At 40.6% G+C, this 13,385-nt stretch carries 12 protein-coding genes, 1 riboswitch and 1 other annotated feature; of the genes, 5 read left to right on the top strand and 7 right to left on the bottom strand.

Annotation, left to right across the window (positions count from 1 at the left end; genetic code table 11):
- Positions 1–19: 19 nt before the first annotated feature.
- Entirely contained in the window at positions 20–211 is a 192-nt protein-coding gene (locus ACYP5M_RS17385) for a hypothetical protein (protein WP_076370632.1), read from the bottom strand.
- A gap of 331 nt (positions 212–542) precedes the next feature.
- A riboswitch (cyclic di-AMP (ydaO/yuaA leader) is annotated at positions 543–685 on the top strand.
- Positions 686–837: 152 nt separating this feature from the next.
- On the opposite strand from ACYP5M_RS17385, the gene ACYP5M_RS17380 reads away from it, so the two are divergent.
- On the top strand, positions 838–2,163 hold the full coding sequence (locus ACYP5M_RS17380) for a TrkH family potassium uptake protein (protein ID WP_434168500.1): 1,326 nt from the start codon (positions 838–840) through the stop codon (positions 2,161–2,163).
- A gap of 23 nt (positions 2,164–2,186) precedes the next feature.
- Positions 2,187–2,843, top strand: a complete 657-nt coding sequence (locus ACYP5M_RS17375; protein WP_434168499.1) for a potassium channel family protein — start codon at positions 2,187–2,189, stop codon at positions 2,841–2,843.
- 140 nt (positions 2,844–2,983) lie between these two features.
- Here the strand turns inward: ACYP5M_RS17375 and ACYP5M_RS17370 are convergent, their stop codons facing one another.
- From ACYP5M_RS17370 to ACYP5M_RS17360, 3 genes are all read right to left on the bottom strand, one after another.
- On the bottom strand, positions 2,984–3,817 hold the full coding sequence (locus tag ACYP5M_RS17370) for an STAS domain-containing protein (protein ID WP_434168498.1): 834 nt from the start codon (positions 3,815–3,817) through the stop codon (positions 2,984–2,986).
- Between the two features lie 358 nt (positions 3,818–4,175).
- Positions 4,176–4,880: a class I SAM-dependent methyltransferase gene (locus ACYP5M_RS17365; protein ID WP_434168496.1), complete on the bottom strand. Its 705-nt coding sequence runs from the start codon at positions 4,878–4,880 to the stop codon at positions 4,176–4,178.
- Positions 4,881–5,257: 377 nt separating this feature from the next.
- Complete coding sequence (locus ACYP5M_RS17360) at positions 5,258–5,878, bottom strand: class I SAM-dependent methyltransferase (RefSeq protein ID WP_434169603.1); 621 nt, start codon at positions 5,876–5,878, stop codon at positions 5,258–5,260.
- 279 nt (positions 5,879–6,157) lie between these two features.
- On the opposite strand from ACYP5M_RS17360, the gene ACYP5M_RS17355 reads away from it, so the two are divergent.
- Positions 6,158–6,436, top strand: coding sequence for a PadR family transcriptional regulator (locus ACYP5M_RS17355; RefSeq protein ID WP_434169602.1), 279 nt, complete (start codon positions 6,158–6,160; stop codon positions 6,434–6,436).
- Positions 6,437–6,452: 16 nt separating this feature from the next.
- Positions 6,453–7,172, top strand: coding sequence for a pentapeptide repeat-containing protein (locus tag ACYP5M_RS17350; protein ID WP_434168495.1), 720 nt, complete (start codon positions 6,453–6,455; stop codon positions 7,170–7,172).
- Positions 7,173–7,400: 228 nt separating this feature from the next.
- On the opposite strand, the gene ACYP5M_RS17345 is transcribed toward ACYP5M_RS17350, so the two are convergent.
- Positions 7,401–8,291 (bottom strand): PhzF family phenazine biosynthesis protein, encoded by an 891-nt coding sequence (locus ACYP5M_RS17345; protein ID WP_434168494.1) that lies wholly within the window; start codon positions 8,289–8,291, stop codon positions 7,401–7,403.
- A 147-nt stretch (positions 8,292–8,438) separates the two neighbouring features.
- Positions 8,439–8,660: a binding site (T-box leader), on the top strand.
- Positions 8,661–8,724: 64 nt separating this feature from the next.
- Between ACYP5M_RS17345 and ACYP5M_RS17340 the strand changes: the two genes are divergently transcribed.
- Positions 8,725–9,549, top strand: coding sequence for an ATP-grasp domain-containing protein (locus ACYP5M_RS17340; RefSeq protein WP_434168493.1), 825 nt, complete (start codon positions 8,725–8,727; stop codon positions 9,547–9,549).
- Positions 9,550–10,331: 782 nt separating this feature from the next.
- Here the strand turns inward: ACYP5M_RS17340 and ACYP5M_RS17335 are convergent.
- Positions 10,332–11,612: a M20 family metallopeptidase gene (locus tag ACYP5M_RS17335; protein WP_452445019.1), complete on the bottom strand. Its 1,281-nt coding sequence runs from the start codon at positions 11,610–11,612 to the stop codon at positions 10,332–10,334.
- A gap of 711 nt (positions 11,613–12,323) precedes the next feature.
- Positions 12,324–13,295: a UDP-glucose 4-epimerase GalE gene (gene galE / locus ACYP5M_RS17330; RefSeq protein WP_434168491.1), complete on the bottom strand. Its 972-nt coding sequence runs from the start codon at positions 13,293–13,295 to the stop codon at positions 12,324–12,326.
- Between the last annotated feature and the right edge of the window lie 90 nt (positions 13,296–13,385).

The following is a 13,385-nucleotide window of genomic DNA, read 5'->3' as shown; positions in this document are numbered from 1 at the left end:
AATGTTGGATGCAGTTGATTTACCTTAGGGAAAACAATTTTAAGAACGGATTCTTTTTCTTATCCGTTATCCTTAACTCATCCATGATGATTTGATCCTCATGATCGGCTATCCATTTCCTTAGTGCATCTTTATCCTGGCATTGTGTTAAATATGTCTGGCCACCCTTGCCTGTAGCATTAATAACATATCTATTGAACGTCTTCTCCATAATTGCCCGCCTTTTTAATAAAATGTCTTGAATCTTTAAATACAAATGCAATGCTTTTTTCTTTATCATTTACAAAAGAAACATAAAATATATGTTAGAGAATTTTGATTGGCATTGCATGTTCTGCTTGAAATTATTGAATAAAGTACATCGATGCCGGTTATCATAATTGGATTAATCGAACCTATCATAATGTGCTAACTAATATTTGTCAATACGTTTTCTAAATGTAAATAAAACGTAAATTTTCAGTTTTGTTAAAGAAATATTTTTTTACGATTTAGGGGTTTACAACTGCTAAATGATGGGAGTAGAATACGTTTATCAATTTAATGCATTTCGGCCAAAACTCATGGAAATTGAGTACGGAGGACCCAATCATTTGGGGTTAATTCTGCCTTGCAGAAGGGATGAGATCAGCTCTTTCGCCATCCTACCCGTCAGCTAACTTCGTCGGCTAAAGCGAAGGAGGTCATAAGACCGCCTATTTCGGGAGCTTTTTTTGCACGCTTTTTGTGGCAATACAGCTATTCGATGTTTTCGCAGGTCTTTTTATTATGCCTTTAAAAAGATTCGAAAAGCAGATTGATGATTAAAAGTCATACAGTAGGGATGATCATTTGAGAATGACAAAATTGGATCCGCCAAAAATACTTGTACTTGGCTTTGCCATCCTGATACTTATCGGGGCCTATTTATTGACCCTGCCGATTTCCACAGAAAATGGCCATGGTCTTTCTTTTCTGGATGCTTTATTCACCTCGACTTCCGCTACATGTGTAACAGGACTGGTCGTTGTGGATACGGGATCGACCTTCACCACTTTTGGTGAGTTGGTCATCTTAACACTGATTCAGGTAGGCGGCTTAGGGTTCATGACATTTGCGACATTTTTCTTTTTATTATTAGGCAAAAAGATTTCTTTAAAAGGCAGGTTAGTTCTGCAGGAGTCGTTAAATAATCTATCCATGGCGGGTGTAGTCAGATTAGTGAAACGGCTTTTAATTTTCACGGCCATCATTGAAGGCATGGGTGCACTTATTTTATCGATTCGCTTTTCTTTTGACATGCCAATCGTTAAAGCGGTCTATTACGGGGTTTTTCATTCCATATCGAATTTCAATAATGCCGGCTTCGATTTAATGGGGGAATTCAGGAGTTTGACCCCATATGTATCGGATCCATTCGTAACCCTTACCGTCGCCTTCCTCATCACGTTTGGAGGTATAGGTTTTATCGTAATGAATGAACTATATGAATATCGGAATACGCATCGTTTATCAGTACATACGAAGATCGTTCTGGCGACTAGCTTAACCCTTACGATTGCCGGAGCAATTTTAATCTTTCTATTCGAGTTCGGCAATGCCAAGACATTGCAGCCTTTATCTCTCATGGGTAAAACGCTGTCATCATTATTTCAATCGGTATCACCACGGACTGCAGGCTCCAACACGCTGAATATCCCTGATTTAACTCAGCCTACATTACTGCTCATCATTTTTCTGATGTTCGTTGGGGCATCACCCGGATCGACTGGCGGCGGGATTAAAACGACGACATTGGCGACGATTGCCGGAACGGTTTGGTCACAGATCAAAGGTAAGGGTGATGTGGTCTTGTTCCGCCACCGCATCGTGAGTGAAACTATTTTTAAAGCATTATCCGTCACATTCATTGGTGTATTCGTGGTTTCCATCATCTCCATTCTGCTGACCATCACTGAAAGCGGACCTGACTTTTTGATGATTTTGTTCGAAGCCACTTCAGCTTTCGCCACCGTGGGACTTTCAATGGGTTTGACCCCGGAATTATCACCGGTCGGCCGGATTCTCATCATTTTCACGATGTTTGCAGGACGTGTTGGTCCTTTGACTTTGGCCTTTGCTATCGCCATGAGGCGCAAGCCAGATCCATTCCGACGTCCAAAAGGGAAAATCATGATTGGTTAATAATGAATGAAGGAGCGTAAAAGATGGGAAAACGACAATACGCCGTGATAGGTTTAGGCAGATTTGGAACCAGTGTGGCCCATAGATTATATACGGCAGGCCAAGAGGTTTTGGGTATTGATGTGAACGAGGAAAGAGTCGAGAATGCGGAACTGAACGTTACCCATGCAGTCATGGCGGATACGACCGAAGAAGAGACATTGAAAGCAATCGGAATCCGTAATTTCGATTGTGTCATCGTAGCCATCGGAAATGACATGCAATCGAGCATTTTAACTACCTTGCTTTTAAAAGAGCTTGGGATCAAAAAGGTCATTGCCAAAGCACTTAATAAAAATCACGGTCAGGTGCTCACAAAAGTAGGTGCCGACTGGGTCATCTATCCTGAGAGGGATATGGGGGAACGGGTCGCGAATCAGCTTCTTTCCCCTAACATGCTGAACTATATAGAGCTCTCCAAAGAATACAATATCGAGGAAATCATCCTCCCCATGAGCATGAAGGGAAAAAGCCTCAGGGAGCTTGATTTACGGGCAAAATATAATATCAGCGTCATTGCCATCGTGAGTAATGGGGAAATTATCATAGCACCCTCACCGGATCAGGATATCCTTGAAAAAGATATGCTTTTAGTGGTTGGCAATAAAGAAGATCTAGCCTTCTTCGCCAATATTGAATAACTGGCAGGTGCCAGCTCTTTCTTTATTGAGCCCGATTCTTATTTTTGAATGCAAGCATTATACATACGAGAAGATCGCCATATGGAGGTCTTCTCGATGAAATTAATAACGAGTATTCCCATGCCCTGGATATGTATGTATTATTTTATCGTACTGATCGCTTGGGCAAGAGTGGACTTTATCGTCACTTTATCAAAAGGCAGTTGAAGCTTAACGGCAGTCATGGCTATTTCCGGCCGAAGTCCAGAAAGGGTTGTTTGAATTCCAATCAAATGTAAGGATTCAATCAATTGTGACAGCTGGTGGGCGGAAGCACTATCAATTGCATGAACGCCCGAGAGGTCAATGAATAGCCTGGTGACATTTTTTTCAGCGCACTTTTGTAAGGTGTTTTCAAGCAAGGACATGCCCCTCGCCGTATCAATATCGCCTATCAGGGGAAGTAACGCCGTATTATCTTTAAGCGAAATGATGGGAGTGCTCAATTCATCGATCGTTGCCTGTTGGGCTTTCATGATTTTATTGGCATACCTATGATTCGCTTCCGTAAACTTCTCCATCACTTCGCTGAACACCTTCACCACTATCCGATACCAGGAATTTATTTCCGCCTGCGTATAGTTTTCTCCTTGCAATCCCACAAACCGGTCAATATAATCCAGGTATTGCTCTTGCGTTCGAGAAAACTCCCTCAATATAAAATAGATGGGTGTGTTTAAATGCTGCTCATCCTGACCGATATCTTCAATCCACTCACCAAGCTGCTCAAAGAATTCCCTCTCCTCTGTATCAAAGACCTGAAAGAAACGTAAATGGAATTCATTATTTTGCTGCTTAAGTTTTTTAATCACATTGGGATCGGGTGAGCTGTAAACCCCCGCCTTATCGTTTTTATTCAATGTTGCGTACCATTCCTCAGTCAATTGTGCTGCCACACCCAATAAAAAGGAATATAATTCTTTATTTCTGTGCATAAACTCCTCCTAGTTTTTTATAAAAAGCAGTTGAATCTTACCCTGAAATCAGCATTGTCAGGGTATTGAAAAATTATCAACAAAGTAAGCATCGAAGAAAACCTCTTCCATACTTAAAAATTCTTATGATCTAAAAACCCAATGGCCCCTCTTTCCATATACCTTCCCAGCTGTTTTTGAAACCATACAACCACTGTTTTTCAAAAAAAAATTCAGTAAAACCTTCATCTACTATTCTGGTTTATCTATTGTTATAGTTTACCATTTTAAAATATTGTTAACAAATTATCCCTTTTCTTATAACAAAAAAAGGACCTGATTCCAGATCCTCCTTTTAACCCCCATTTTGACTTTATAATTACTTTTTCATAAATAAGGCCGTCCATAAACCTTGAACCCCAAAGGTTTGATCCGATTTTTCCATTTTCCTCATCTTCCGTATTTCCACCACTTCAAAATCCTTGAAGATCTTTCTGAGTTTTTCTTCCGTAAAACCTAATCCGCCTTTAAGGCTTCTTTGCCTATATACTTCCCAATCTGAAATATCGGCACCACCCAATATGCCGCCCTCGACAAAACAGGTAATCGAATACAATCCCTTAGGCCTTAACGCCTTTTTCACCGTGTCCAAATAATTGATCCTTCTATGTGGAGCAATATGGTGAAAACAACCTGAATCAAAGACGAAGTCATATTGCCCTTCCTCAATGTCCAAATCAAATATATTCCTTTGAATGAAGTTCACATGGACATTTTTATCTGACGCTCGTTCTTTTCCCCATTCAAGGGCTTCCTTCGAAAGGTCCACCGCATCAACGGTAAAGCCCTTTTGAGCAAGGTAAATGGCATTCCTTCCAGGTCCGCATCCAAGCTCAAGAACCTTTCCCGGCCGGATTAACCCACAATCAAAATATGTAACCAAATTTTCATCAGGGAGATTTCCGAAAAAGGGTACCCCCTTTGAGCGGTCTTCATAAAAACCATTCCAGAATCCAGTTGGCTCACGCAATAACGAGTCGAGCATATTCAATAGATCTTCATGGGTTGTTATCGTCTCGGACAAAACCATCACCTCTTCCCATTGTATTCCACCATTTAATTATACTGATTTCGGCCAGTGCCTATGTAACAGCTTCATCAAAAATGCGTGACAAAGGACGTTCAAACACTATTGGACACTGTTGTTTATATGATGGTCACTGAATTTAAAGGTATCAAAGATGTGTTCAAAATATGTTCTTATAGTATGATACATTCTCACTTAATAACCCGATTATCGGCTCATTATCCATGTTAGAAAGGACATGGGTTTTATATAAGCATGTCAAATATTATTCAGTAAATCAGGTTTAGCTTCCAAACAACAAAACTCAGCTCTATGATGTATCCAGATGTCTTAGAATCCGACTCCCAATCCATTCTGAAACATCTCTCCGCTTGTCACATCCGTTTACTGATGATTATCTTTCTATACATTCCATTCAGCATGATCGGTCGATCTTCTTCAATTTTCATATTCTTAACATGCCTACTGAACAAGTCTTCAAACCTCAAGTCAATATCCGTTCCTAAAAATCGAATGATGGGCCTCAGAAGCTTTTTGGGTAGTGAAAGCACTTCATCTTTAGAAATAAACTTATCGAATAGTATTATTTTCCCCTCGCCTTTTACAACCCTGATCATTTCCCGAAGGCATTCATTGGCATCAGGTACGACCGAAAGAACCAAACTTCCAACTATATAGTCAAACGATTCATTATCGAATTCCATATGCTGTGCATCCATCTCGAGGAAATTGATCGATGCATCATCAAATTTCCCCTTCGCTTTTTTTAGCATATCGGCTGACAGGTCTATCGCCGTTATCTCAAGGTCAAGGTTCTTGATCAGCTCCAAATCGGCCCCCGTACCTACGCCCACAAACAGAACCTTTGCATTTTCATGAAAATGCATCTCTTCAAACATTCTTTTCCTGGCATCTAAAAAGAGATGAGAGTTGAAGATTTTGTCATAAATTGGCGACCAAAATTTATAAATCACTTTATTCCACGAATTATTCAACATCCCCACCCCCTTACATACTACTTCCATGAAGCATGATAAATCCCTTCCAAGCGGATATTATATGTGGCAAATTAGTACAATTAATTAAAAAGTATGAGATGCGGTGATTCACGAAAACGGGCAGGTTTCCTCTATAAACCCTCCAAACCCGCATAATCCATAGTAACCAAACTACCTTGACTGTCATAGTAATATATCATAAGATATACCAAAGGAGGTGAGGATTTGGTTCAACGACAATTATCCTCTGACTTGCTTCGCGGACATGTAGATACGATGATTCTGAAACTCCTGCAAAGTGGCGATAAATATGGTTATGAAATAAGCAAATTGATATATACGAATTCCAATGAACAATATGAAATTAAGGAAGCGACGATGTATTCCAGCCTAAAACGTCTGGAAAAGGATGGATGCATCATCGCTTATTGGGGAGATGCCACTCAAGGCGGAAGAAGGAAATATTACAAAATCACCCCGATCGGGGAAGACACATATACCCAAAATAAAAATGACTGGGAGCAGGCCAAGCGATTACTTGAGTGCCTTCTCTAAGAAAGGAAGATGAAATGTGATTGAAAAACTGAATGCACATGTTCATAGCATTTTTGCCCCGTACAAAAGTGCAAAAACAGCAAAGGAATTGGAAGAAGAACTGCTGCAAAACTTACTGGAAAAATACAATGACCACAGAAGGAATGGTGCCAGCGAGCAGGAAGCGTATAAACTGACTGTGGATTCGATTGGGGAGGTATCAGAGCTCATGGAATCACTCAATCTACAATACAATGTGCTTGAGCAGGCGATAAACATGGACTATTCCAGGCAACGCTTATTGGATTCCGACTTCCGCTCGGTTTCGGTGCATGATGGGAAGTTTAATTTCTGCGATTTAAGCCGTTCTGACTTCAGCCATTCCGACCTGACGAACAGCACATTTAAAAGCAGTAACTTAGATCATTGCATCTTTGAAAACGCCAATTTAACTGGCACCTTATTTAAAAGTGCAAATTTAAAAGGCGTAACTTTCAAGAACAGCATTTATAATAAAACCCATTTTAAAAGCTGTAATTTATCTGGTCTTATATTTGATGGGGAAACTTTCAAACAAACCATTTTCGAAGGCTCTTCATTGAGAAAGGCATCATTCCGCGATACCACCCTCATCAATGTTCAATTTCGGATGTCCGATTTAAAGAAAATCGACTTTACTGGAGCTTCGATGGATAAACTCACTTACAACTTTTTACATGGAGCAAAGGTTGATCTTAGCGGCGTGACCATCATCTAAGGAAGAATTTCCAATGACTTTACCGATAGCGATTGTCGTATCCACCTCAATCATTTGCGTGACCGTGTTTCTGACTGCAGTAGTTTTAAAAGGAATGAGCATGGGAGAATGATTCATCAAGAACCCTGTGCTAAGACATGAAACGTCTTAGCACAGGGTTTTTACGTGTTCACTATACCTTTTCGGATATGCTAATCATTCAACCGCCCATCGCCTTCTGCATGAACCTTAGACTTCCACTTCAAGTTCTTTAACATAGACAGCATTCCCGGTGATTTCAACATCGTATGTGCCACCGTTTTTGGTAGCTGTAACGCGAACCCTGCCATCCTTTCCGATTTCATGCCCCTGTTCGATTAACAGATGCACCTCATCTTCAAGATCATCCTTTATGTATTTTGCATAATAAGCGCCCATTACACCTGAAGCCGTTCCTGTAACCGGGTCTTCAACCGTACCTGAAAATGGCGAGGAAAAATGCCGGGCATGCATATGGGCATCACTATCGTACGTTTCCATGCAAAAGGGATGAACGGAAGCTCTTGGCATTTCCTTTAATATTTGCGGAAACAGGCTATTGTTCGCCTTCATCCTTATAAATGAATTTCTTTCTTTTAGTGGTACCAGTAAAGTCCATAAACCTGTACTTCCATAAACAATAGGCAATTCACTTTCCAGATCTTCTATATCAAGGCCGAGAGAACTGGCTAATCCACCCTTATCTCCGTTAAACGCTTCAAACTGCGGCGCGGTCTGCTTCATCGTAATATATATATCTTGATCCTCCGTCGTATGGATCTTGATTGGCAATATACCCGCTCCTGTTTCAATCATCAGCTCATCTTTATTCAATAATCCCCTGGTCTTCAGTGCATGGATGGTAGCCATTGTCGCGTGTCCGCATAGATTCATTTCGTGTCCCGGTGTAAAATAACGGATTCTAAGATCGGCAATATCGGACTCCATCGGAAAAGAGGTTTCATTGAACCCCACCTTCATCGCTATATCCTGCATTTCCTTTTCGGTCAGTCCATCCGCATCTAAAACCACACCTGCCGGATTTCCTTTATTCGGTTTACTGCTGAACGCATCGTAATGAAAAACCCTTACCGTTTTCAAATCTAACATCTCCTATTAAATGAATGGTGCTTCTCTTGAATAGTGATTCTATATCTCTATACATATCCCTTTTTCGTCCTATAGTAAGTGAAACAACCATTGATTTTATTTTCTGAATATTATACAATTACTCAAATTCATCAAATGTAAAATTCCATGAAGGGAAGGAGTACGTTATCGTTCTGTTCCAAAGAGAGCTGGTGCTTTGCTGAAAGCCAGTGTCCAGAATCTGACCGAAGATCATCCCCGAGAAGTAAAGCCGAAGCTTCAGTAAGCTTTACCGGTTTCCCCCGTTAAATGGGACAACGCATTAATGTGCGTTTGTTATTAAACAAGAGTGGTGCCGCGAGTTCAAATCTCGTCTCTTAAAGAGACGGGATTTTTTGTTTTCAACCTAATCAATGAAAATAACGGGAAAGCAGGTGCAGGATTCATGCAGAAACTATTATTCGTAACGGATTTATACTATGAAGCAAAAGGAAGAAATTATTATGAGGAGGATTTGTACCTTACCTCGAAGCTTAGAGAAGATTTTCAGTTAGTACTTTGCCATCCTGAAGACATTGAAACGTTTGAAAAGGATTTTGACTTGATCGTCTTTCGAAATGCCGGTCCAGTAGCCAATTTTAAAGATAAGTATCTAGCATTCCGTAATAGAGTGGCTGCTGGTTATTTGAAAACGTACAATTCATTTGTTGGAAAGGCTGATATGAACGGGAAGGAATACTTAATTGAACTGACGAATGCCCAATTCCCTGTCATTCCGACCATCGATTCACTTGAATCTTTAAATAAACTTCCCAATGTGGAAACGTATATAGTGAAGCCGAAAGATGGCGCGGATTCCATTGGTTTGGAATTTGCAACGAAAGAAGAATTGGGAGATAAAATGGATGCAGAATCAAAGAACACATTGGTACAGCCATTTATCAACTTTGAGTATGAAGTCTCTTTTTATTTTATCGATAAGGAATTTCAGTATGCCCTTTATGCCCCTGATAAAGAGAAAAGGTGGGAATTAAAAGAATATGCACCTACTGAAGCAGACCTGGCCTTCGCTAAACGATTTATAGAATGGAACAATCTTGATTGGGGAATCCAACGCGTTGATGCCTGCCGGAATGAAAAAGGTAAACTTTTATTAGTAGAACTGGAGGATTTAAACCCCTATCTGTCCCTGCTGGAATTAACGAATGAAACACGTCAGAATTTTGTAGAAGCCATGAAAAAATCCTTACAGAAAGCACTTCAGGCTTAGTATAAAGTGCGAGGTAGGTCGAATAACTGCGTCAACGGCGGAAAAAAGTTAGAAGAAAAAATATTGGAAATAGACAGAAGACAAAGAAGAAAATAAAAAGTGGTGGAAGTTTTAGGATTAAACTTTCACCACTTTATTTATGGACAAATAAGAATCTCACTTGCAAGCTCCGATTTTATGAATCGCAGGCGAGGTTTGCGATATCTCTTCTTTTTAGCCGTCATTTGGAAAAACGACTCCTTTTTCATTTATATTTTTGGCCGTTTACTGGTTGCGAATATTTTATTAAATATTGTGTGACTTATTATATAAACCGGTATGATTAACAAATATATATAAACATTATGTGGCATATATTCAGTAAAATAGCGAATGAATATGATTAACCATATAATTAATACTAAATACTTTAATACAACTTTCATTTAACTATCTCCTTTTAGGAATTCGGTTAGTATATCAAACTTTGTATTATCGTCTAGAGGAAAATCGAGAAAAAAGGAATTCCCACTTTTCCCAAAAAGAAAAAAGCCTGAAGCGGTTTTTCTGCTCCAGGCTCTTTTTTTTATCTTTTGGTCTTCATGTAAATTTGAAACAAAGTTTGATCAAAACACGCTATTAATATATTTAGTTTAGCATTGAACTAAAGAATTAATACCAACGAGTATATAAATATTCCCACCAATAACCGCCACCATATACACCTTGAAAGAGAACCTTAACAGTAGCACGTGCAGTATACCCTCCATCATTAACCTGCAAAAAGTTTAGTGAAAATAGATTTAAAATGACCTAAGATATTTGACTGCCGTCTCAGCATATATCTCGGCAGATTCTACTAAGTTCTCCACTGAAACCCGCTCATCGTACCCATGGATAGTGTGTTCCAGCCCAGGACCGTAAAGGACGGTATCAATGCCATGGCGCCGGAAGTGACTGGCATCACTTGAACCAAGCAAAAGTACGCTGAAGGCGGGTTCCTCCATTCCAAGGACACTCTGGATTCCTAGTTCTATGGCCCTGACAATTGGACGATTCTCTAAGGTCCAGTTCGGGTTAGTACAGGGTACCATTGGCTCTACAACCGCACCTGGCGCTACAGCACTAACAAGATTCCTAGCGACATCAAGTACAAACTCGGGCTTCATACCGAATGGAACCCGGGTATCCACTTTAATGATACACTTGTCTGCGACGACGTTCACATTTGTTCCTCCCTGAATTACACCTGGATTGTAAGAGGGACGATAAAGTAACTGTGACAGTAAGGGATTTCCTAGACGCTGAGATAGGAGCCACTCAGTATTGTACAAAAGTTGACAAGGCTCTACCGGAGGCGTTGCCTTGAGCTCCCATAGCTTGGTTAGTGCATCGACCGCGGCTGCCCCTCTTCGTACGGCGGAGATTCCATAAAGCGGTTGTAGGCTGCCATGATCTGTCTGACCTGGTATGATCACCTGCATCCATGCCTTGCCCTTTTCACCGGCATTCGGATGGTGGGGGTCCGTTGGTTCACCAATCAGACAAGCATCACCCTTAATCAATCCTTGATCCAGGAGCGAGGCCACCTCAATGCCGCCAGTCTCTTCATCCGGAGAGGCAATAACTCCTAAGCTACCTTTCAAATTAAGAGTGGAGGCGAACTCCTGAAGTAGTCCAGCCACAAAAATCAGTGATGCCAAGCCTCCTTTCATATCGGAGGCTCCCCTACCCAAAAGCATACCTGCTCTGACTTCTCCTGAGAATGGATCGAAGGTCCAATCTGAACAATCGCCTGCAGGTACGACATCTGTATGTCCACAAAATAGGAGCCGTGGACCAGGTACCCTGGTTAAGGGAGCATCACAGACCACGGTAACCAGTGCATTTTCGCTACGGCGGTGCTCGGTAATCAAGAACCCTTTTGCTGCTAGGTATCGGCTAATATGGCGTCCCATTTCTGCTGACTGCTTCATAAACTCGGGCGATGGATTTTCAGTTGGAATTCGAATAAATGAAGCAGCAAGTTCGACTAATTCCTGTTGCCTTGACCTTATCAGCTGCCGGATTATTCTGGTACTCATATAAATACATCCCCTCCATGTCCAGTATTAGCTGCAGTATTTCTATACTATTCTATGTGCTGTTCCTAGATCATATTTCTGGGGTTCAAAGTGGGGAAACATTTGATACATGTTTTTTAAAGTCGCGTTCAATGCTATAGTTAAACTTAATGTGCCAAAGATATATAGGGGTAGCGTCCGGAAAATGTGCTTAACCTTGTAAATCCGCATTTTCCTGACGCTACCCTTATATAGTAAATATAAGATTATGTAGTGGTAATGCCTAACCCCCGTTATCTTAACAACAATTCTTTCAACTATTTAGCTAATTATGCTTGACTGGTTTTAGGGTTTTTGACTTGCTGAGGTGAAGCATTGAAACGGCTGGAAGGCAGTCTTATCCCCTATGCTCAGGAACCTTCTACCCGAAGGCGCTACTGTAAGTTTTAGAGGTTGCATCAAGCAACCGTCAAGCAGGCTCGATGGACAAGCTATCCCCCCTTAAAAACATTTGTGAGCTTACAAAGTTATATAGATATAGATATTAATACCAATGCTAATGCTAAACTTGTCTGTTTAATAACGATAATTAATTAAACAAACATAGAATCAAAAAGGGAGCGGATTTCTGAAATCAACTGCAACCTTTTTACAAATAAAAAAACTGCAGGCAAACTCGATTTTCTTCGAGTTGCCTGCAGTCTGAAACGATTTTCGCGTCCCAAGGGACCATTAATTCATTTGAGATTTATGCCATTTCCACGCACTTTCAATGATTTCTTCCAAATCTATCGATGCTTTCCATCCAAGCTCTTCATATATCTTATTTGCCGAAGCAACCAGACGGGCTGGATCTCCAGGGCGACGTTCTGCATACTCTATGGTCGGTTTTACTCCTGTGACCTTTTCACAAGTGTCGATTACATCCTTAACCGAAAATCCTTTTCCATTCCCAAGATTGTAGGTGGCCGTATCCTTCTTCCCGGATAATAGGGCTTGAAGGGCGATTATATGAGCTTGTGCTAAATCCGTTACATGGATATAGTCACGAATGCAAGTGCCATCTTCTGTGTCATAGTCCGTTCCAAACACGGAAATCTTCTCACGTTGACCTAATAAATGCTGTAAAATAATAGGAATCAGGTGTGTTTCCGGATCATGACTTTCACCGATTTCTGCCGACGCATGTGCTCCAGCCGCATTAAAGTAACGCAAGACGACATAATGAATTCCATATGCATTTGCAAAGTCCCCTAAGATCTGCTCTACCATCAATTTCGAGCGGCCATATGGATTAATCGGATTGGTTGGCTGATCTTCATCTATCATATCAACATTTGGTATCCCGTACGTAGCTGCCGTTGATGAGAAAATGAAATTCTTAACATCATGCTTGAGCATGGTATTCAATAATGTAAGAGTTGCACCTACATTATTATCATAGTATTTATAGGGATCTTGAACAGACTCCCCAACCAAGCTATTAGCGGCAAAGTGCATAACAGCTTTAATGGGATACTTAAGGAATATTTCATTCAAAACTTCCTCGTCCCCTAAATTCCCTTCCACCAAGATGGCCTTCGAATCAACCAGCGAACGAAAACCGGTTGAGAGATTATCTAGAATGACTACCTCTTCAGTATTCACTAACTCTTTTACAAGATGACTTCCAATATATCCTGCACCGCCAACGACCAAAATCATATAGAATTTCTCCTTTTACTGTAAGCTTAAATGAATCATTGCCAAATCTCGCAACCTATATATGTAAGGCTCTACTAATTATAAAGAACC

The sequence above is a fragment of the Peribacillus sp. N1 genome (genome assembly GCF_054600815.1).
The sequence above is the reverse complement of the archived record's forward strand: the minus strand, read 5'-3'. Positions and strand labels throughout refer to the sequence as shown.

What these genes read in the sequence shown, in the direction of transcription:
- ACYP5M_RS17385 (WP_076370632.1), bottom strand. Translation starts at nt 211, where the DNA reads ATGGAGAAGACGTTCAATAGATATGTTATTAATGCTACAGGCAAGGGT.
- ACYP5M_RS17375 (WP_434168499.1), top strand. Translation starts at nt 2,187, where the DNA reads ATGGGAAAACGACAATACGCCGTGATAGGTTTAGGCAGATTTGGAACC.
- galE (WP_434168491.1), bottom strand. Translation starts at nt 13,295, where the DNA reads ATGATTTTGGTCGTTGGCGGTGCAGGATATATTGGAAGTCATCTTGTA.
- ACYP5M_RS17370 (WP_434168498.1), bottom strand. Translation starts at nt 3,817, where the DNA reads ATGCACAGAAATAAAGAATTATATTCCTTTTTATTGGGTGTGGCAGCA.
- ACYP5M_RS17340 (WP_434168493.1), top strand. Translation starts at nt 8,725, where the DNA reads ATGCAGAAACTATTATTCGTAACGGATTTATACTATGAAGCAAAAGGA.
- ACYP5M_RS17355 (WP_434169602.1), top strand. Translation starts at nt 6,158, where the DNA reads ATGATTCTGAAACTCCTGCAAAGTGGCGATAAATATGGTTATGAAATA.
- ACYP5M_RS17335 (WP_452445019.1), bottom strand. Translation starts at nt 11,612, where the DNA reads ATGAGTACCAGAATAATCCGGCAGCTGATAAGGTCAAGGCAACAGGAA.
- ACYP5M_RS17380 (WP_434168500.1), top strand. Translation starts at nt 838, where the DNA reads ATGACAAAATTGGATCCGCCAAAAATACTTGTACTTGGCTTTGCCATC.